The organism is Legionella sp. 39-23 (assembly GCF_001897665.1).
Classification (GTDB): domain Bacteria; phylum Pseudomonadota; class Gammaproteobacteria; order Legionellales; family Legionellaceae; genus Legionella; species Legionella steelei.
Genome location: NZ_MKTO01000038.1, coordinates 136,726 through 158,496, shown reverse-complemented (window position 1 = coordinate 158,496; position 21,771 = coordinate 136,726). Strand labels below are relative to the sequence as shown.

The window sequence follows — 21,771 nt, the reverse complement described above, 5'->3', positions numbered from 1 at the left end:
CGCACGTTTCCGTAGTTTAAGTGATGAAGCATTGTAGCCTGTAATCAGCTTCCTATTCATAAAGACTTTCCAGCTCTGATGAGGCCGCCTAATCCTTCATCCTCTAGTGCCTTTTGTAAATGAAAACGTATTTGCGCAGGGTGTTCAAATTCCAGCACTTCAGCAAGAATTTTACGCGCATTGGCAATGGACAAATTACGAATGACCCATTTTACTCGCGGTAAACTTGAAGAGTTCATACTTAAGGTATCAAAACCCATGGCGACTAATAAAATAACGGCTAAAGGATCGCTGGCCATTTCGCCACAAATACTGACTTCTACTCCTGCTGCATGGCCTCCTTCCACGACTTTTAGCAATATACGTAACATTGCCGGATGCATGGCATCATAAAGACCGGCAACACGCGCGTTATTGCGATCGACTGCCAGAAAATATTGGGTCAAATCATTGCTTCCTACAGAGATAAAATCGACCCGTTTGGCGATTTCTCGTGCCAAATAGGCTGCTGCAGGAACTTCAATCATGACTCCTACCTTTGGTTTTTCGATGACACAACCTTCTTCTAACAATTCTGTAAACGCTTGATCAATAAGATAGGATGCCTCTTCGACTTCACTTAAATTGGTCACCATAGGTAACATGATGCGTAAATTATTTAACTCTTCGCTTGCACGCATCATTGCCCGAACTTGCATCAGGAAGACATCAGGATGATCCAATGTGACCCGAATACCTCTCCATCCTAAATAGGGGTTATCTTCTTCTACAGGGAAATAGGGGAGGACTTTGTCGCCACCAATATCCAGGGTGCGCATGGTTACAGGGCGTGGGGCAAAGGCTTTCAGTGTTTGTCGGTAAATAATGGTCTGTTCATCTTCTGAAGGAAAATGATCTCGACTCATAAAAGGAACTTCAGAACGATATAAACCAACACCTTCAGCGCCGACGCTCATGGATAAACCCGCGTCCATAGCTAAGCCTGTATTGACTTGTAAAGAAATTTTATAGTTGTCCGTAGTTTCTGCAGGTTTATCGCGTAGACTAATCAGGCTCTGATTTAATGCTTGCTCTTCTTGCTCTAGGAGCTTGAATTCTGCCAGTACGGATTTTGATGGCGAAATATAAACTTGCCCATAATATCCATCCACCACAATAGCCCGGCGGGAAATTGAATCTAATTTTAAACCACGCACGCCCATAACTGTGGGCACTCCTAAGGCGCGCGCTAAAATAGCAACATGTGAATTATTGGAGCCCTTGGCTGATACAACTCCCGCCAGATATCCTTCTGGAACCTCCGCTAGTGCCGCAGCAGTTACTTCTTCTCCAACCAAAATGGTTCTTTTGGGATATACAATTTCTTCTTGTTGTGACCATTGTAATGCCGCCAACACACGACGTCCTAAATCACGGAAATCACTGGCGCGTTCACGAAGATAGGTATCTTCCATATTTTCAAACTGCGCGATGTGCTTTTTAATTACCGCCGCTAAAGCCCCCTGGGCGCCAAGCTTTTCTTTACGAATAATGTGCTCTACTTCTACACCTAGGCTGTCTTTATCAAGAATTCGCAAATAGACATCGAACAGTGCGTGTTCCTCTTCGCCAACAACAGATTTCATGCGTTTACTTAAGCGGTGCATGTCTTCGCGAGTGGATTCCAACGCTTCATAAAACGCATTAATTTCTTCATCCAATGTCTCGACAGGATTTTGTGGGACGGCATCAATATCTGCTTGTGGATACACAACCACAGCCGTACCTATCCCAATTCCTGGGACAGAGCCAACTCCTGCTAAAGCCGCAGGGCTGGTTTCAACTTTTTTGCTCACGCCCATAGGTTTGGGCTGTGTTAATTCGGCTAACTCACCGGTTGCCTCTGCATGGGCAATAATGCCACCAAGCTGGGCCGCTAAGGTAATTAAAAAAGATTCCTCTGTATCATCGAAATGGCGTTGTTCTGTTTGTTGAACAATGAGAACGCCATAGAGCTTTCTATGCTGAATAATAGGGACGCCCAAAAACGCTTTAAGATGCTCTTCGCCTAATAATGGATTATGATAAAAATCAGGATGGGCGGGGGCGTCTTCAAGATTTATAGGTTCTTCACGTCGGCCGACAAGACCTACAAGGCCACTATCAAACGAGATACGCACACGAAATGGTGCTTGCTGATTTAAACCTTCTGTGGCGATAAGAACGTATTCGGCGTGTTTGGTATCGATGAGGTAAACGGAAGCGGCCTCGGCATTAATGGCTTTATTAATTTGTCGCACTAAAATGCCGAGTGCTTCAGAAAGCTGCTTGGCTGTAGTGACTTCTTGAACTATCCGTTTAAGTACTTTGAGCATCTATGCCTATGATTACCTCTTTTCTAAATGGTCAACGGCCGTATTTGGCAAATCTTGCACGAAATTCAACCGCTCCCTAATATTTTATATCTCAGCAACCTATGCTCTCTTTTTGCGTTTAATGCCATAAGGAGAACGACGATTCTTTTTCAATAAAGGTTCTAACTCTTTTAACGCCTGTGAATACACTTGACGTTTAAAGAAAATAACCTGCCCTTCTGGTTCATGAAAGTCGACCCATCGCCAGCTGTCAAATTCTGGTGAGTCACTTAAGTCCAGTTTGACTTTTTGCTCACTAGCAACGAGCTTTAACAAAAACCATTTTTGTTTTTGTCCAATCACTAAAGGTTCGCTGCCATGACGTAGATATTGTTTTGGAAGTCTGTATTTAAGCCAGCGCTTGGTTGAGCCCATAACTTCAACATCTTCCTTATCCAAACCTACTTCCTCATGCAATTCCCGAAACATTGCTTCTAACGATGTTTCGCCAGCAGCTAAGCCGCCTTGCGGAAATTGCCAAGCATCATGACCAGTCCTTCTACCCCAAAAAACTCTATTCTGCGCGTTGACAAGGATAATACCTACATTCAACCGATAACCGGCACGATCAATCACCATGATGTCACTGTTTAGATTAAACCGCTAATAGCTTGATTTTTCCATAAACTGCGAGACCTTGGCAATTAAATCTGTAATTATTATTGAAAAAAGGTTACTACTCAACAAAATCTGTCTTACTTTCGCATTTTGACGATTGAATTTGTAGCCTCGGTGCAGCGCAGCGGAATCCGGGTTTCGCTGCGCCACACCCAGGCTACATCCCTCTGTCCAACATTCATTACACTATCGCAAGCATTTAGTTATATAATTAGGACACATACTCTCATTGACCAGCATATGAAAAAGAGAATTTTAATTATCAATACAGGTGGCACGATTAGCTGCATTAAGACAGAAAATGGTTATGAGCCTGCTGCAGGATACGTAGAAGCTGCATTACAACAAATTCCTTTACTCAAACATGCAGACATGCCCGAATATGCGATCAAGGAATACTTGCCCTTGCTTGATTCTTCGAATATGACGGTGTACGACTGGAACCGAATTGCACGGGATATTGCGGACGACTATGCGCATTTTGATGGCTTTGTTGTGTTTCATGGTACGGATACTATGGCTTATACTGCCTCGGCTTTATCCTTTATGTTGGAGAACTTAGGCAAACCAGTAATTATTACCGGTTCGCAAATCCCTTTATCCGAAGTACGTAATGATGCGATCGATAATGTGATCACCTCTTTATGGCTCTGCGCAAATCAGCCCATACATGAAGTGTGCATTTATTTCAATCAACATTTATTGCGTGGTAATCGCTCACAAAAAATCAGTTCGCAGGGGTTCAAAGCATTTGACTCACCGAATTATCCACATCTAGCGTCTATAGGGATTGAAATAAAAGTTCAGCAAAACTTGTTACTGAAGCGGCCTAAAAAAGCATTTCATTTACAAACGATAGAACCACAGTTTATTGCTAATTTTCGGTTATTCCCAGGTTTTGCTACGGATGTTTTGACATATATTTTAAATCAGCCTTTATGCGGTTTGATTTTGGAGACATATGGTGCTGGTAATGCTCAAAATAATGAGCCTCGTTTTTTAAAATTGCTCAAGGATACTTGTGCACGCGGGGTGATCATTGTTAATTGCACTCAATGCCAACAAGGTGGTGTAGAGATGAGCCAATACGCTACTGGCCATTCTTTAAAGAACGCTGGAGTGATTAGCGGCCATGATATGACTCCGGAAGCTGCCCATTGCAAGTTATTGTATTTGCTCAGCAAAAGATTAGACATTGCAGAAATAAAGAAATTGATGGAAACAGACTTGTGTGGTGAGTTGACTGCGTAGTTTGGATATTTTTGTAGCCTGGTTGCAGTGTGGCGTAACCAGGGTTTGGGGATCTTGATCTGCTGAGGAAACCCGGGTTACGCTGTGAAGCACCCAGGCTATAGAATCAGTGTGACGCAAAAAGTTACAATGCGAGTGCTGCTTTCTCATCATTTTTTTCTTTGAGCCCTCTGGTTTCAATTTCCTCAAATGCATTGTCCATAGCAACTTTTAATCTTCCACGACTGGGCTTTATGGTTGGGGCTTTAACTCGAGCAACGGCAATAAAAGTTACTTGCACAGGTATCGAGTCAATAGGTTTGGATTCTTCACAGATCTCAGCATTCTCTCGATGAATGGCCTGTATGGCTTCAATAACAAAAGTTTTCCGTAGCTCTTTATAATCGGGTTTTTCTGGATCCAAGCCCTCTAGTTTTTTCTTACAGATGAGAATATTTTTCATCAGACAATCTTCTTTTTGGGCTCTGATTTCTATCGCGGTAGCATTACTAATGGAGTTGGCAACTTTTTCATATATCTTAGCAAGCATTCCTTCTTCAGGAGGACAAAGAATATGTTCGCCCAAGTAATAAGCTGCATGAGCACAAAGTAGATTAAACGGATCATCATCATCAGCGACATCGACAAAAGTAAACAATTTCTTCTCAGCCTTATCACTTTTATCAGCTTTCTCGCCTTTCTCACCAAGATAACGGTAGAATCGGTCCAGGCGTGAGTTAAGGTCACTTAAAGTGTCATTCAAGTCACCTCGCTTCCATGATTTTTTGGCGCGCATACTTTCGACCACGACATCTGTTTTGCTGATTAGATCTTGCATGCCTGCTAAATTTTTTTTATCTGTATCTTCTGTTTGAAAGTCCGCGATGAGTTTTTGTAGATTACGTGTTACCTCTCTTTGTTGCTCAGAATGTTTGGTATCTCGAAACCATCCATATATTACCCCTTTATCTTCAGCAATGGAGTCTTCATTCGATTTATTCAAAACTCGGTCTATGAGTGCTTGGGCTGTTCTAACAAATATGGTCATCGCTCTACTCCTTGAACTGTAATTTAGTTATCATACCTCTTTAACTTAGGCAGACTGTTTCATTTGCATCGCTGTCATTGTGTTTTAACTTAGGACTCATAACTACATGAACTTACAAATTATTATTTTAGCTGCAGGGCAAGGTAAACGAATGTATTCCAGTACTCCTAAAGTACTTCACCAAATTGCTGGGAAGCCTATGCTGACTCGAGTAGTGGAAACCGCACAACAACTAAATCCTGATGTAATTCATGTTATATACGGTCATGGTGGTGAACAACTTAAGAACTCACTCCCTGACTTACCTGTGCATTGGGTACAGCAAGCAGAACAATTAGGCACCGGACACGCAGTAATGCAAGCCTTACCATTTATTCCACCACAAACACAAGTACTTGTTTTATCTGCTGATGTACCGCTTATTCAAGCCGATACGTTGCGTGCTTTAATTGAATGCAGCAATACAGCAAACCCCTATAAATCCATTTTGGCACTTTTGGTTGCTCATCTCGAAGATCCTAGCGGTCTTGGACGTATTATTAGAGACAACCAAGGTGAAGTTTCCATCATTGTAGAAGAAAAAGATGCAAATGAGCAAGAAAAGAATATAAAAGAAATTTATTCAGGGGTTTGTTGTGCATTTTCTGACGATTTGGCAGCATGGCTGCCCAAGCTGGGCAATGATAATGCGCAATCTGAGTATTATCTCACAGAAATTATTGCTTTAGCTGTTGCCAGTCAAACACCAATTAAAACACTGAGTGTAAAAGATAGCGCAGAAATTCAAGGGGTAAATAACCGCTTACAATTGCAGCAATTAGAGCGCATCTGGCAAGTACGGAACGCTGAACAATTATTACAGCAAGGCGTTACTTTGGCTGACGCAAATCGTTTTGATGTCCGTGGTGAGTTAGTTTGTGGCAAAGACGTATTCATTGACATCAACTGTATATTCAAAGGCAAGGTTGTTCTTGGTGATGGTTGCTCTATAGGCCCTAACTGCATACTCAGCGATGTGAGTTTGGGTGCTGGTTGTGAGATTCATGCGAACAGTGTATTAGAAGGATGCAACATCGCAAATGATTGCGCTATTGGTCCTTTTGCACGCCTAAGAGCAGGTACCGAATTGGCTGCACACTGTAAGATAGGTAATTTTGTGGAGACCAAAAAGGCTGTATTTGATGAGGGCTCTAAGGCAAGTCATTTAAGTTATTTGGGTGATGTGACTCTTGGGAAGCAAGTGAATGTGGGTGCAGGTACTATTACCTGTAATTACGATGGGGTGAACAAACACAAAACCATTATCGAGGATGGTGTTTTTGTCGGTTCAGATACTCAGTTTATTGCGCCAGTGACTGTAGGCGCTTATGCAACTATAGGGGCGGGCAGTACCATTCGGAAAAATGTTCCTCCCGGTGAGCTGACACTTACGGAGTCAAAACAGAAAACGGTCTATGGCTGGAAAAGACCAATAAAAAAAGAGTAGTATTCACACGGACTTCCTCGTCAATTCATGGCGTAGAATTGTAGCCTGGGTGAAGGCGCGAGCCGTAACCCGGGAGCTTATGTTTATTCACGTCTAGAAACCCGGGTTCCGCTTGCGCTACACCCTGGCTACAACTGCTGGCAGGCTCGATTGAGGTTATGGGGATCAATCATACTGCAAGGTTAATGATTTGTTCTTTTCCATATAAGCACAGAACCACAGAATGAAAGGTAAAGTGATCAAGGTTGTAAATAATTTATAATGCCAAACATTAACTACTAAATTAATCACTTGATCATAAGGATAAATGCCGCCAAATAACAAACCGTAATCGATTAAACACAATAAAGAGTTAGAACAAAAATTAGCAATTAAAATACGCAATGGGCGATGTAAGTTCCACTTAGAATGCTTCAAATAGTTGAGCAACATGGCATTACTAATAAAGGCAATAAATAAGGTTAAGGATGCTGCAGGTAGTCTTTTTAGCATGATGTAGTTGTAAAAATGATTCAAATTACAAAACGTTGGAGAAGGTAAAGCGACAATCCCCATAAGTAATGCATCAAATGTAAATTGGGTGGCAATCAGTATCAGACATAATTTTAGATTGACTCGGTATCCCCAAAGCTCACCAAGAATTGTACTAATCACCAAGGTAATGGGAAAAAATAATGAGCTGGCTGATAGGACCATATATTTATTTATAATGGTGACTATTCTGTACTCACAAGCCAAACAAATCAGCATGACTACGATCGCAACACAAATAAAGTAATGATATAAGGGTAATTGCTCGCTGCCGCGTTCAGGGGTCAATAAATTCTGATATTTTAATAAAAAAGCCAGATAAAAAATACCAATAAGAAGCAGTATTAGCGAGGCAATCATAAATGAATCAATAAAAATGTGTTTAAAACTTTGAAGATGAGTACCTGAAAATAAGAGAAAAAAATCCAGCCCAAAAAAACTGATGCCACCTAATAGTGCAAGGAGCATGCATTGCTTTGGTGTAGGTGATTTTTTACTGGATTTAGGATAAACCAATAGATGCGGCAGGTAGAAACTCAGGGCAAAAGCAATGGTCGTGGCAAAGAACTTTTTAGGTATGTCTTGAAAAATAATTTGATACACTGGATTATCGTGCATGTATTCGGCTGCAGGTAAATTGATTAAGACATAAACCCCGATACAAAAAAGATATAACGTCAGTAAAGAGATATTGAGTAAATGTCTTTGTTCTTTAATTGAGCAGTTTCTTAATGCCAATAAATACAAACCGGCTATGAGTGGACAGATTAAACCATTCACAGAGAATACCAGGCCTTCAACGAGCACAATTTTAAATGAGACGTTGATTAATAAAATAAGAGCGGTAATTACACTGATACTCAGAAACAAAAAGCAGCAAGAGCGCTGTGAAGGCAACGATTGATTCATAGGTGTAGAATTTCCATAATTTTGCCTTGGCCTTTGCTGATAGTTGCCTTGTAATGAACAAGTTCGCGCGTAAATATACCACCATTGCGTTTAATATGGCAAGTAGTTGTCCAGTTGCTTGATGCGCGGAGTGTAGGGGAGAACATGGGGCGAGATTCATAAATTTCTATTGGTTCATCTAGATTTCACGTGCTGTTAACGACCTGATTTTCGCTTTAAAGGAAGTATGCATAAATCAAAATATTAATGAGCGTAAGCGGAGCCCCAATTTTTATAAATTCAAGGAAGTTAAAGCCTCTAATGCCTCTTTTTTCACAGTTTTGAATAATAATGATGTTACTTGCTGCGCCTAAAATTGATAAATTACCGGCAATGGTACTTCCTGCTGCTAAAGCCAATAGGCTGGCATCAGAAACAGAATGGTGCATGAGCAGTGGTAAATACAAGATGACCAGGGGTACATTGGATATAAATTGACTCAGAATAATGCTGATTATCAATATAACCGGCACTTGAGCCATTGAAAGATGGAAATGATTGATCTGCGCTTGCAAAAAACCACTATCCCATACACTTTGCATCAAAATGAACATACTTGCGAAAAAAATCAAAGAGCCCCAATCCAATCGTTTGATAAGTTCCCAGCGGAGTTTACTTAAAAAAATTGGCAAGGAAGAGATAAGTGCTATATGACTGAAATTTAAATGGATGGATGATTGGATGTATTCGAAAACAATTTTCAGCATGATTAAAAGAAAAAAAATGCTTAAGCTTAATTGAACAAGAGTGACTGTATGACGATCATTGATGGGGGCAGGAGTAGGCTTTTCTATAGGTTCGTTTAAAGTATCTCTATATAGAAAATAGAGAAACAGATAAGTAATGATAAGATTTATTATTGTAGGTATCGCCAAAAGTCGGATAAATTGAAAAAAAGGTGATGGCATGTTTCCCTGTACAGCAATTAATAAGTTTTGTGGGTTACCAATAGGGGTGAGGGTACTGCCAATAGTGATTGAAAACGCCAGGGCAAAAAGTAAGGGCTTAATTAACTTTTTATGTGATTGACATAGTTGAATAATAATGGGGGTGCCTATAATTGCAATGGTATCATTCATCAGTAGGGACGCGCTCAATCCAAGGACAAATAGAATAATGAATAAAGCCTGTTTCCCAGTGTGGACACGATAGAAGATTTTGTCCGTTAATTGTTCTAAATAGCCACTGTCTTCAGCTGCTTGGGCGATGAGAAAAACACCAAACAAATAAAACATTACATCCGGTTCAATTGCGGCAATTGCGTGAATTGGGGTGATTTGCTGCAATAATACTGTTGCTGCAGCGCCTACTGTAGTAATAAGCCAAATTGGAATGATAACTTGAGTCATTCTGCGGATAGCAATTGCAATCAAGGTGATTAAAAGAATCAGAAGCGCTATAGGCATTCTTTTAATCCCCTCAACTCATTAGCTGTATTGAAATGCCGCATTTTCTTCGGTTGGTTGGACTAAAGGATGCTCTTCTTTTTTAGGTGGCGTGGCACTTATGAATTGAGAGCGATCTTTAGTAGAAAATAAACTGTGTGCGGTGACTAGAGTTTGCGGAGGTTTTTGAAAAGCTAAGCGTTTGGCATTCGCCATTGTTGGTGTGCGTACTGCTTTTAAATCATCGGCAGGAGGTAATGTGATCGCTTGAGGCTCTATAGGGAGCTCGATGATTCGTCCATGTTCATGTAAACCTACGCCCACTTTAGAGTTTCCTTTTGCCAAAATTACTTCATTAGATAGATTATTTCGTTCAAGCCATAATTTAAGTTCAGATACGAAATCCCAAAAGTCTTCTTTTTTACTTAAGGATAATAGAAATTCAGACAATTTTATAGGTAAGCCAAAACGAAAGTTTAATACAACTGGTAGTGTATATTTCACTGTAGATGCAATGGCTTTAGGTGCTGTGGTTAGTGATTTAACCGGTTTTGTCGATTCTACAATTTCTAAGATGTAGAGTAAGTCACTGCGTATGTCAGGCCAAAATTGCTTAATCACCGGATCATTGACTGCATTTTTTGGACTAAGAAACATGTTCGGTATCAGAATTCTTGTTGCTTTTTTAAAAAATCCAGGCTGTGTAACTTGTACCTGCTCTAAATCACTTTTAAGTACTTTAGTTAAGAATTTAAAAACCGTTGAAAGCGGAATGAAGGGTTTTGAACCTTCTGGCGGTTTAAAATCAATCGGTATTCTTTTCATCAGCCCTGCAAACACAACATCAACCATAAAACGTTTGCTTCGATCATAAATAACAAAAGGATCAAGGGAGATTGTATCTTTTGTCGTTTTGACTAATGGCAAGTTCATGTGTGATGCGAGATTAATGTGCGCTAAAAGTAATAAATGGTGCAAGGTTCTGAGGTACAGATAAGGAGGCATTCCCACTGTGGAATCAAGTCCATAATCCATCAACAATGAGAGTCCGGTGTACACTGCACCTAAAGACAGTACGGATTGCGATTTCATGGCTTTATGCCGTTCACATCGTTCTGGTGTTGCCATCCGGGTGATGTATTCACCATAAAAAAAGACGGCTAATACCCATGAGAGTTGTTTTCCACCGTAGGGAAGGTTGCTAACTACCCAAAGTACCAGATCATTCAATGCCAATGTTAATGGTTCGCGTAAAGTGCCTTTAAATTTACGTTTAAAATTACACTCTTCTTCTTTACATAATGTTGGTGGGGGTTCGCTGAGTTTCCATTTGTATTCATTAAAAGCGGCTGGGCCCATGGAAACAAGGGCAAAAGTATGTACTGCTAATTTAGGGGCTTGCCTATAAGTAAATCCCCATGTTGTATAATCGATAAGAGTTAGGGTAGGTTGTATTAGATAGGATGCCAACATTCCGCTTGGGTCTGCTGGTCGCAAATAAGTTTGAATGCCGTAATTGACACAATGTGCGGCGACAACAGGTGCAACATCATAATAGAGTATATTCCCTGTTCCTTTGACGATCTTCATCACTGGAGGCGTAACTACGGCAGGAACCGCCTCGCGTAAGGCTAAAACCTGTTCAACTACATAAAACCCTGTATTTATAACGTAACCCACGGCTTGCGTGATTGGGGTCTTGTTCCAAACCCATGTTACTCCATTGCCAAGTGATTTGGCGCCATCTGTCCACCAGTTCATATTGTTTGCGCTCCCTGCAACAACGAAATTTTATTGTATGAGTAAAAATATAGAAATGCCAGTCTTTTTCTCATGAAGCCCAGGAACATTACATGTTGTATCAAGATCTTTTTATCTAAAAACAAACTCGATTATTCTTTATTTTTTAACTCAACGACTTCAATGTCATCACTAATTAATTGGTTCTTCCATGGTAAGTCATGATAAGTTTGTCCCTTTTTAAGCGGTAAAATGGGATATTTAATCACATCAAAAAAAGGTGAAAGATCAAAATCGCTTGGCGTATAAAGACGTGGGTTGCGGTGGATTAAGGTATAGCCTGCTTGGTCTTTTTTTATCAGGGGTAAGATAGGATAGTTTATCGATTGAAACACCTTGGCAATCATTGACGAACATATATCTTCAGTGGGTTGCAACATATTGTGTTGAAATAAAGAAGAGCGCCATCTACGCGGAAAAAAACTCCAAGGAAAAATAAAGCGTGCCAGATCAAAAAGATGTCTCAGACTGTAGTTTTTGCCAATTTTATGAATGGCGGCAGCAATCACTTTTTCTTTATCTTCGGGGAGGAGTGCGGAGGGTCTTAAAATACGTATATGATCGTTTTTGTATTCGTCCACACCAGTGATGCGCGTGCCTTCGCCGAGGACACTTTCGATGATCAGCTGTTTTGAAGTCAGATTTTGCACCTGTTTTTGCACTACCTCACGCAAGGAGGGATCGCTAATTTCCTGAAGACGTCCAATATATAAAGCAGCATGGGTCCAGGTACTTTCGGAAATAAGACGAATAATATTACCCATCCGCGTATGGCTTTCTACTAAGAGTACATCGCCAGGCTTTATTTCCTGGGTCATTTGTTCGAAATCGTACAGATACGTTCTTTTGCTGACGTTATCTTCCTTGGATAAAAATCGATAAAATTTTGCTAAAATGAAGTTTGCTAGAGTATTTTTATGACTTTCTTTCATTGTTGTTATCCATAACCAGCATCTAAATGTGGCCTGGGTGCAGCGCAGTGGAATCCGGGAACCGTATTCTTGTATTCCCGGGTTTCACTGCGCTACCCAAGCTACGCTACTGCAAGGCAGTCTCTTATAAATTTTTATCTGGATAGTCGCAAAGATCCTGAATAATGCATGTCTTACATCGAGGGCTGCGGGCTGTACATACGTATCGCCCATGCAAAATCAGCCAATGATGTGCATCTTTTAAAAATTCAGGTTCTATGTTTTTTAGCAGCGCTTTTTCTACTGCTAAAGGGTTTTTTCCTTTCGCCAACCCCGTGCGATTTGCTACCCGAAATATGTGCGTATCTACAGCCATGGTGGGCTCGCCAAAAGCTGTATTGAGCACTACATTTGCGGTTTTGCGCCCCACCCCAGGCAGTGACTCCAATTCCTCACGGGTATTGGGTACATGCCCCTCATGCTTTTTGAGTAGCAGGTCGCACGTTTTCATAATATTTTGCGCTTTGCTGTTATACAGGCCTATAGATTTTATATATTCCTTTAAGCCCTCCAGCCCTAAATCAAGAATATCTTGGGGCGTGTTGGCTACAGGGAATAATTTGGCTGTTGCTTTATTGACGCCTATATCCGTTGCTTGTGCTGAAAGAATAACAGCAATTAATAATTCAAAAGGAGAATGGTAGGTCAATTCAGTAGTTGGATGAGGGTTTTGCTCACGAAAGCGTTCAAAAATTTCTCGACGTTTTTGCTTATTCATGATTTTTTTTCGCTTTTACGCGCGCTAAAGCTTGTTGAATATAGTCTTGCTTGGCTTGTAGGTCTTGAGTTTTATCCGTTTTCAATGCAAGCAGGCGTTTTTCTCTATACGCTTGTTGTTTTTCATGTTCCTCACGCAATAAACGGCTTTGTTTCGCGTGAAAGCGTTTGCGTGCTAACTCTTTATCGTAGGATATCTCTGGTAATGTAACCATCTCGATGCAATCTACTGGGCAGGGCGCAACACATAAACCACAACCGGTACATTCATGGTTGATTACGGCATGCATTAATTTGCCACTGCCGATAATTGCGTCAACCGGGCAGGCTTTGATGCATTTGGTACAGCCAATACATTCTGCTTCACGAATGACGGCAACAGATGGCGGACGTGTATTGGCAAGTGCTTCTGACAAGTAAGGCGTTGGATCAACATGTAGCAAAGCACCTAACGCTTTGACGGTGGCAACGCCTCCAGGAGGACATTTATTAATCGTGGTTGTACCTTGAGCCAAGGCTTCGGCATAGGGTAAACAACCAGGAAAATCGCATTCGCCACATTGGGTTTGTGGCAAAAGCGCGTCAATTTCTTTAACTGTGGGCATTGTACACCTGTTTGGACTGCTCCAGCATCGCTTGTATTTTGTCCTTTTCAACACGCACCATTAACGGCTGGAAGGTATTGAGATGATGATTTAATAAAGGCTGGTCAATTGCATCCCAAGTAAGTGGTTCACAATTCAAAAACTCTTCTGCGGCTTCTGCCATCAGCGGCAATACTGGTTTTAAATAAGCCATGAGGATGCGAAATAAATTAATCCCCATAGTGCAAATGTCTTGCACTTCAGATAAACGCTCCTCTTCTTTTGCCAAAACCCAGGGTTTATTTGTATCGATGTACTGATTCACTTTATCGGCACAATCCATGATTTGGCGAATAGCGCGTGCATAATCACGAGCAATAAAAGACTCCACTACTTCAGCACGCATGGCCAGCAACTCTGCATACAGTTGCGGATCACTTAGACGATTACTGAGTTGGTTATCAAAGCGCTTATTAATAAAACCGGCGCAGCGGCTGGCAATGTTGACTACTTTCCCTACCAGATCGGCGTTGATGCGGTTGGTAAAATCATCAAAATTTAAATCAAGATCATCAACCCGACCATTGAGTTTGGCTGCAAAATAATAGCGTAGGTATTCTGGATGCAAATGTGCTAAATAGGTGCGTGCTTCGAGAAATGTCCCGCGTGATTTTGACATTTTTTGGCCATCAACAGTCAAAAAGCCATGGGTATAAACCGCTGTTGGCATGCGATGACCGCTGGCAGCGAGCATCGCGGGCCAAAATAAAGCATGGAAGTATACGATGTCTTTGCCAACGAAGTGGTACAGTTCGGTGGTGGAGTCTTTATCCCAAAACTCAGCAAAAGAGACACCATGCGCATCACAGTATTTTTTGAAACTAGCCATATAGCCTATAGGCGCATCCAGCCAAACATAAAAGTATTTGTCCGTAGTCCCCGGAATAGGAAAGCCAAAATAGGGGGCGTCACGGGAAATATCCCATTGCTTTAAGCCTGCGGCAAACCATTCATCCAGTTTATTGGCAACTTCTGCTTGTAAGTGATCGCTACGGGTCCATTCTTTTAAGAGCTGTTCATAGCGAGGTAAATCAAAGAAATAATGCTCGGAATCTTTTTCTATGGGTTTGGCCCCCGAAATAGCCGATACTGCATCAAGCAGATCCGTAGGCGAGTAGGTCGCGCCACAGACTTCGCAGTTATCCCCATATTGATCTTTAGCGCCACATTTAGGGCAGGTTCCTTTGACATAACGATCGGGTAAAAACATTTGTTTTAGGGGATCATAAGCCTGGCGGATGGTTCTTTTGATAATTGAACCATTGGCTTGTAATGCCTCGTATATGGCGACAGCCAACTCCTGATTTTCAGGAGAGTGGGTGGTGTGGTAACAGTCATAATCAATTGCAAAGGCTTTAAAATCTTGCTCATGGCTTAATTTGATTTCAGCAGTCAACGCTTCGGGAGTAATTCCCATTTGCTCTGCTTTCAACATAATTGGGGTTCCATGTGCATCATCGCCACAAATGCTAATGCAGTCAATGCCTAACATTTTATGGGTGCGCACCCAAATATCTGTTTGGACATGTTCTACTAAATGCCCAAGATGTAAATGACCATTTGCATAGGGTAAGGCGCTGGTCACCAGCATTTTCCGTTGTTTCGCCATCAATTAGGTACCTACTTGCATGAAATGACTGATTATAACGCATAAGAGTGATAAATGCTTAAAAAATTGTAGCTGGTGCAGACATCGCCGTAACCCGGGAGTGAAGCCTGATGCGAGCCTTGTTTTTTGGTTCTACTTTGCTGCTTTTAAGAATGCATTGGCTGAATTATGGCAAGAATTTTAGTAGGAATGATTTGTGGAGAACGCTATAAGAGGAAATAAAAAACGCGGCCTAGGCCGCGTTTTACAATGGTACTCTCAGCACTAATTAATTAGTGTTGGCTACCTGAAAGGCCAAGACCGCGACCTTGTTGGAGTTCTTCAGCATCATCTTTCTTCTTAGTAGCAACAGTAGCAGTAGCAAGTACTGGAGGAAAGTGTTGTGGTTGTTGTGGTTGTCCTAATCTAACAACAGTCGCAGTTGGTTGCTTCTTAGCTGTAACAGTAGCAGAAGCCTCAACATCATCAGAAGTACTTAATCTAGCAAGTGGTCTTCTAGAGCCAGTGCCCAAAGTAGCAGTGGCTTCATGGCTACTATCTAAATCTTCTTCTTCATCATCTTGTAGACCAGTAGGAGCTACTGAAGAAGGACCTTTCTTAGCACGAAGATCTTTGCAGCACTTTGCAACCCAAGAAGCGAAGTTACCAATAGCAGCACCTGTATAAACAAGAGCAGAAGTAGCCGCAGCAGCTAAACCAGCAGCAAGACCGATTTGTGCAAGGGTGCTAGCACCAGCGATAGCAGCAATAGAAAGACCACCGATTGAGAATGTAGCAACAGCAGCTAAAGCAGCAGGCCACAAGAATAAAGTCAGTGCAGCAGCACCAGCAACAGCTAAAGAAGCCCAAGCAGCAATAGCAATCGCTTTTTTATGGTTCGCTAAGAAATCAGTAGCTGAACGAGCTAGATATTTAGCACCATCAGCCAGTAAACCAACTAAGCCGCGAGTAGTAGTGCCAGTAGGTTTGCCATCTGCATCTACATCAGTACCACCGAGTACTAACTTAGAAAGACCAACGAAAGCACTCGCTGGTAAATAACCAATCGTTTCGAAAAATTTTGCAACTTTTTTTGGTAATGCCATGTTTTACTCCAAGGTTATAAATCACGGCGAATCATAGCAATGTTTTTGCTACATGTGAACCAAAAATGCTCAATTTGTTGTAACAAAAGTGTAAAATAATTTGATTTTTTAGGATTATTAGTGTAATAAATGAGCAGATTTTTTATTATTTGTTCTTTTGGTTTTATTTTTGGGCGCATTTTGTGCCCTCGGTTTTAATTAAGCGATACAGATACTCGAAAATACCCATATCATAATTCACTAGATATTGATTCATTGGCTGTTATTTTGTCGTTGCATGATGATATAAAGTAGGATCCGCAACCCCTGCGCCGCTAAAGCCACGTCGTCTGAAAGTACAACTGTCACATTCACCACAGGCTTCGCCCGCATCATTTGCCTGGTAGCATGAAACCGTTAAGCTGTAGTCTACGCCAAGACTTATCCCTAACTGGATGGTTTGTACCTTACTTAAATGTTGTAATGGCGCATGAATAGAAAAACGATCTCCAGTTACGCCTGCTTTGGTTGCTAAATTGGCCAAAGTTTGAAAGGCTTCAATAAACTCCGGACGACAATCAGGATAATGAGAATAATCAACAGAGCTTGCGCCAATGAAGAGATCTCGTGCACCTATGGATTCAGCCAGGCCTAAGGCCATTGCCAAGAAAATGGTATTGCGCGCAGGAACATAGGTTACCGGAATCTCAGAGCCTTCCTGAAAGGCAGGCACGTCCAGGTTCGTATCTGTTAAAGCGGAGTTACGAAACAGTTCCGTATCTAAGGTCACAATATGATGTTTTATCACTTTATAATGGTGTGCAATACGCTGTGCTGCTTGTAATTCAGCAGAATGTCTTTGCCCATAGGCAAAGCTGATTGCTGCACAGGCAAAACCTTTTGCTGTTGCTAAAGCCAGGCAAGTGGTCGAATCCAGACCCCCAGAGAGTAAGACTACCGCTTTTTTCATAATATATAAGTCTCCATGAAGAGTTTACTTTTGTGGCTTTATTAATAAGTAAGTGTTGGCTGGGCTGTTTAGCTCAGCATTTAACTACGTTTACTTTTTAAGTAAGTCCGAGCAGATTATATTCTCAAATCAATTTTGGCAAATGATATTCAGAACCAAACATTAGATGAACGTCTGTATGCAAATTTGCGCGTGCAACGTAGGCTGTTGTTTTTTTGTTCGGACTTATTGGGAAGTTTGCTTTTTTTAGGTCAAAAATGCTGTTAGAATGCGCCAAATTATGCCATAACATGGAACTTTATGACGACTACTCTTTATCCTGTTATCCTTGCTGGAGGTTCTGGGACTCGTTTATGGCCGTTATCTCGTAAAAATTACCCAAAACAATTCCTGGCCTTAAATGGTGAGTTATCTCTTTTGCAACAAACGGTGAACCGAGCACAGAACTTGGTGAGTACTCATTCTCTGATTGTCAGTAATGATGCACATTATTTTCTTTGTCAGGAGCAATTAAATCATTTAAGTCATTCAATGACCTATCTGTTAGAGCCTTGTGCACGCAATACCGCCCCAGCAATTGCCTGTGCTGCTCATTATTTATCCCAAATTGCCGGTCCTGATGCCGTCATGTTGGTACTTCCTTCAGACCATTGGATAGCGGATGATAAAGCATGGCAAGAAGCCATGTTAACAGGAGCACAATTTGCAGCAGAGCATCAAGCTTTAGTGACTTTTGGGATCGAGCCAGATAGTCCCAAAACAGGCTATGGTTATATAGAGGCGGGAGAGTCGCTAACGGATAAGGTGCAGCAGGTTTTAAGTTTTAGAGAGAAACCAGCCATTGAGATGGCGAAAGAGTTTATTGCCAGTAGAAATTATTTTTGGAATAGCGGTATGTTTGTATGCCGTGCGGGTGTTTATCTTCAGGAGTTAGCTGAATACCAGCCGGATATTTCATATTTTAGTCAGCAAGCTGTTTTAAAAGCGCAACATCATCATGATTTTTTACGTCTCGATTTAGAATACTTTTCACGATGTGAGGCGGAATCGATTGATTATGCGATTATGGAAAAGACAAACAAAGCAGCAGTTATCCCCGTGTCCATGCAATGGAGTGATTTAGGATGTTGGTCTGCAGTAGCTGATGCCAATATACCGGATCAAGACGGGAATACGATGACTGGAAAAGTTATTGCGCAGCAGAGTACTAATTGCTTGATTCATAGTACCGATATTTTGGTCACCGCCATTGGTGTACAAGATCAAATTATTGTGGCAACACAAGATGCAGTTTTAGTTGCTGACAAGCAATATTCACAGCAGGTTAAGGATTTGGTGAGCTCTTTAAGTAAAGATCACCACCAACTCACACAGGATCACCAACGCGTATCTCGCCCTTGGGGATATTATGAGGTTCTCGCCGAGGGCGCTTCATTCAAAGTGAAACGTCTGATGGTCAAACCTGGAGCCCGTTTATCTTTACAAATGCATCAACATCGTGCGGAACATTGGGTTGTTGTTTCTGGAAAAGCCGAAGTAATCAATGACCAGCAAACCATTTTCCTATCGGTAAATCAATCAACTTATATTGCGCAAAATACGCTCCACCGCTTAAGTAATCCGGGGAATGAGCCACTGTATGTCATTGAGGTGCAAAGTGGTGCTTATTTGGGAGAGGATGACATTAAGCGTTTCGATGATATTTACGCGCGTGATCTCTCTTCAGCGACATAGCTTTTTCTAAAATATTGTAGTCTCGGAACCCGGGGATCGTTACTATTGCATTCCCGGGGATTGGCTGCGCTGCACTCAGGCTATAAATTCAACTAAAATGATGAATTTTCAATCAATAATTTATTATTTTATGAAAATTTTGGTTTCAATAGTGTAAATCAATGTCTGTACATCTTGTTTTTAAAATTAGTGCTATGTTATAAAAAAGAACACATTAATTTTTTTCTGTGATAAAATGAATTAGTCGTCGAGATTTATGGGCACAGAGGTGACTGTTATGGCAACAAGTAGCGCAATTCTGCAATCTTTCCTTAGAGATGCATTAAAAGAACAAAGAAACATCGCTGATTTGAGTTTCGAAAAGCTACTTGAGTACAGTCGAACCCAATGTGGTCTTATCAATATAGACTCTGAAGAGATTAATCTTGCAGATGAGGATAATGTTGATTTTGCCAACCTCAAAAGTGTGCTCCATGACAATAATGACGCCGTCATTTTTCAGAACGATAATCTTTATTATGTAGATATACAAAAAGAAAGTATTCAACTTCTGCAAGAACCCATAGAACCAGAAATCACGGCAGAGGAAGAGTACGATGAATACTTTAAATCTCCTAAGTACATTCAATATCTTCGTCATCAAACGTACTATAATCGGTTAAAACAAGCATCCTCTGAAGCCAACACCTATAAACGAGCGAAAGGAAGGGAACTGGATTATATTGGGTCTTTAACCGGTCGCGCGTTTGCAGAACATCGTAGTGATGACTTTCTTCCTTCCTTAGAATTTTATTTAGGAAAATTGGATAAAGCTGATGTTGTCCTGTGTCGATACATGAGTGATAAACAAAAAGAACAGCTAATATATGACTTAAGAATTACGCTGTTGCTTTTGGCCGCGCAACAACAACATGAAAAAGACTATCAAAAAACAGAAAACGATAAGAAATATAACCAACAGATTGCGAAGTGTTCACTTTTACTTAAAGAGCTCGACCCCGAATATCAACGACGCGTTCAAGAATCTCCTGAGCTAGCGGAGATTTCTGATGCACAACCTATAAAATATATGGGTATTCCTGTTGCTCGCTTGTTAGCTAAAGACATTGTTGACCTATCAGGGGGAACCACTAAGACCATTAGAGGGTACATGGATTCCCTGAATGATAAGAGATTATATTGGGTCTGGGGGTCAAGTTTTATAAAAACCTTGATTGGCTTAGTTGCTGAAGACTCTCGTTTTTTCGGAGATCAAGCCGATAAAGCGATTAAAATGCCGGATCCTTACACCGGGAATTTGAGCTGGATTTTATATTACGCGCGTTTTTTCATGAATTTATTTTTGTTACTCAAACATACTATTCGATATGATGAAGAGCAGATGAGTGACGAAGAGGCAAAAACTCCTTGGCAGGAGCGCTTCCAAACCGAGTGGTCAAAAAGAAAATTTACTTTATTGAATGATTCAATTTGGGGAACAGCGAATTTAGTGTGTTTTTTCTGGCTTACTGGAGGAGGCACATTGGGTGCTGCGGGAGATGCGGTTACCCTTGCATTGTTAATTTTTGATATTGCTATATCGATCTGGGATTTGGCTGAGCAAAAAACAAAATATGATAAAGCCATGCTGCAATATGAGGAAGATTTAGCAAGATTAGAGCGGCAACTTCATGCCTTGCGTAATAAAAATGGACAACTTGAAGAGGAAGAGCTAAAAACAATACGCCAAATCGAGATGCAAATCCATACGTTAAAACAAGAGCAGAAAAAGTGTAAAAGAGAGTGGCAGCTGCAAAAAGTATCCTTAATTTGGGGTATTGTGTACGCGACTGCTTTGATGGGCGCGTTTTTGGTCTTAACCATGCCATTCCTGCCTATATCAGCTCCAGTTTTAGCTTCAATGGCTATTGCGGGTGCGGTATTGTGCTTTGCATTTACTGTGATTAATAATATAGTCAAAGGTGGTATTGAACTCTATAAAACTCATAAGACAAAACAAGAGTCACAGCAAGATGCCGACTTTAAGATTAAGTGCTTAGTTCAATTGATAAGAAGCGATAGATTAAAAGGCGATAACTCTCTGGACAGCAACGAAAAAAAATTTCTTTACCTTGAAATTAAGCAATGCCTAGCAGAAACTGAATATCAAAAACAGATGATGATTTATCAATCAGTCAATTTAATCCGTAGTACTTTGATTCAACTTCTTATTCCTGCCGTGGTGTTCGCCAGTTTAGCGGTCGTACCTTTGGGTATTGGTATCCCTATGCTTATTGCAGCGGCGGCACTGGCAATTGCAACCCAATTTTTAGTGGACGCTAGGTTTAAACCTGAGGAAAAAAAGGAATTGGAATTTGATGAGCAAGAATATAAGACCTTTTGTGGTGAAATTATGAAGCCTAAGAAACCTGAGCGCCCTCGTCTTTTCTCTGCAGGAGCTGAAAAAGAACGACGAGAAGAACTTGATGATCTAGCGAATCTTCCAGGGGACACCATCCTTGCAAATGATTAAGATGTAGCCCGGGTGCGGCGTAGCGAAACCCAGGCTACGGATACTAACCATGTCACTTTGGTGTTCAGAATAAACACTTTAATCAAAAAATTTTCATTAATATTCAATATA

Annotated in this window: 16 protein-coding genes; 4 read left to right on the top strand and 12 right to left on the bottom strand. The window is 41.0% G+C overall.

The window, feature by feature from the left end:
- Nucleotides 1-56 precede the first annotated feature (56 nt).
- Both ptsP and BGO44_RS14550 read right to left on the bottom strand, forming a co-directional pair.
- On the bottom strand, nt 57-2,354 hold the full coding sequence (gene ptsP / locus BGO44_RS14555) for a phosphoenolpyruvate--protein phosphotransferase (RefSeq protein WP_273198741.1): 2,298 nt from the start codon (nt 2,352-2,354) through the stop codon (nt 57-59).
- 99 nt (nt 2,355-2,453) lie between these two features.
- Nucleotides 2,454-2,972, bottom strand: coding sequence for an RNA pyrophosphohydrolase (locus BGO44_RS14550; RefSeq protein WP_058511526.1), 519 nt, complete (start codon nt 2,970-2,972; stop codon nt 2,454-2,456).
- A 279-nt stretch (nt 2,973-3,251) separates the two neighbouring features.
- Between BGO44_RS14550 and ansA the strand changes: the two genes are divergently transcribed.
- Complete coding sequence (gene ansA / locus BGO44_RS14545) at nt 3,252-4,262, top strand: asparaginase (protein ID WP_273198742.1); 1,011 nt, start codon at nt 3,252-3,254, stop codon at nt 4,260-4,262.
- A gap of 124 nt (nt 4,263-4,386) precedes the next feature.
- On the opposite strand, the gene BGO44_RS14540 is transcribed toward ansA, so the two are convergent.
- Entirely contained in the window at nt 4,387-5,289 is a 903-nt protein-coding gene (locus BGO44_RS14540) for a hypothetical protein (RefSeq protein ID WP_058511528.1), read from the bottom strand.
- Nucleotides 5,290-5,395: 106 nt separating this feature from the next.
- Here BGO44_RS14540 and glmU point away from each other — a divergent pair, with 106 nt between their 5' ends.
- Nucleotides 5,396-6,775 (top strand): bifunctional UDP-N-acetylglucosamine diphosphorylase/glucosamine-1-phosphate N-acetyltransferase GlmU, encoded by a 1,380-nt coding sequence (glmU, locus tag BGO44_RS14535; protein WP_273198743.1) that lies wholly within the window; start codon nt 5,396-5,398, stop codon nt 6,773-6,775.
- Nucleotides 6,776-6,940: 165 nt separating this feature from the next.
- Here glmU and BGO44_RS14530 read toward each other — a convergent pair whose 3' ends face one another.
- The 9 genes from BGO44_RS14530 to queC form a co-directional block, all read right to left on the bottom strand.
- Nucleotides 6,941-8,215, bottom strand: coding sequence for a VUT family protein (locus BGO44_RS14530; RefSeq protein WP_058511530.1), 1,275 nt, complete (start codon nt 8,213-8,215; stop codon nt 6,941-6,943).
- Between the two features lie 215 nt (nt 8,216-8,430).
- Nucleotides 8,431-9,660, bottom strand: a complete 1,230-nt coding sequence (locus BGO44_RS14525) for an SLC13 family permease (RefSeq protein WP_058511531.1) — start codon at nt 9,658-9,660, stop codon at nt 8,431-8,433.
- A gap of 21 nt (nt 9,661-9,681) precedes the next feature.
- Nucleotides 9,682-11,400 (bottom strand): hypothetical protein, encoded by a 1,719-nt coding sequence (locus BGO44_RS14520; RefSeq protein WP_058511532.1) that lies wholly within the window; start codon nt 11,398-11,400, stop codon nt 9,682-9,684.
- Nucleotides 11,401-11,531: 131 nt separating this feature from the next.
- Complete coding sequence (locus BGO44_RS14515) at nt 11,532-12,371, bottom strand: YiiX/YebB-like N1pC/P60 family cysteine hydrolase (protein ID WP_273198744.1); 840 nt, start codon at nt 12,369-12,371, stop codon at nt 11,532-11,534.
- Nucleotides 12,372-12,495: 124 nt separating this feature from the next.
- Nucleotides 12,496-13,128 carry an endonuclease III gene (gene nth, locus BGO44_RS14510; RefSeq protein WP_058511534.1) on the bottom strand — a complete coding sequence of 211 codons (633 nt, stop codon included), beginning with the start codon at nt 13,126-13,128 and terminating at the stop codon, nt 12,496-12,498.
- On the bottom strand, nt 13,121-13,732 hold the full coding sequence (locus tag BGO44_RS14505; RefSeq protein ID WP_058511535.1) for an RnfABCDGE type electron transport complex subunit B: 612 nt from the start codon (nt 13,730-13,732) through the stop codon (nt 13,121-13,123). The genes nth and BGO44_RS14505 overlap by 8 nt, the downstream gene beginning before the upstream one ends.
- On the bottom strand, nt 13,719-15,380 hold the full coding sequence (metG, locus tag BGO44_RS14500; protein WP_058511536.1) for a methionine--tRNA ligase: 1,662 nt from the start codon (nt 15,378-15,380) through the stop codon (nt 13,719-13,721). Before metG ends, BGO44_RS14505 begins: the two co-directional genes overlap by 14 nt.
- Nucleotides 15,381-15,652: 272 nt before the next feature.
- Nucleotides 15,653-16,465: a hypothetical protein gene (locus BGO44_RS14495; protein WP_058511537.1), complete on the bottom strand. Its 813-nt coding sequence runs from the start codon at nt 16,463-16,465 to the stop codon at nt 15,653-15,655.
- 262 nt (nt 16,466-16,727) lie between these two features.
- Nucleotides 16,728-17,414, bottom strand: a complete 687-nt coding sequence (gene queC, locus BGO44_RS14490; RefSeq protein WP_058511538.1) for a 7-cyano-7-deazaguanine synthase QueC — start codon at nt 17,412-17,414, stop codon at nt 16,728-16,730.
- 300 nt (nt 17,415-17,714) lie between these two features.
- On the opposite strand from queC, the gene BGO44_RS14485 reads away from it, so the two are divergent.
- Together BGO44_RS14485 and BGO44_RS14480 are read left to right on the top strand one after the other, a co-directional pair.
- Complete coding sequence (locus tag BGO44_RS14485) at nt 17,715-19,148, top strand: mannose-1-phosphate guanylyltransferase/mannose-6-phosphate isomerase (RefSeq protein ID WP_058511539.1); 1,434 nt, start codon at nt 17,715-17,717, stop codon at nt 19,146-19,148.
- A gap of 277 nt (nt 19,149-19,425) precedes the next feature.
- Nucleotides 19,426-21,660 carry a hypothetical protein gene (locus BGO44_RS14480; protein ID WP_273198745.1) on the top strand — a complete coding sequence of 745 codons (2,235 nt, stop codon included), beginning with the start codon at nt 19,426-19,428 and terminating at the stop codon, nt 21,658-21,660.
- Nucleotides 21,661-21,771: the final 111 nt, after the last annotated feature.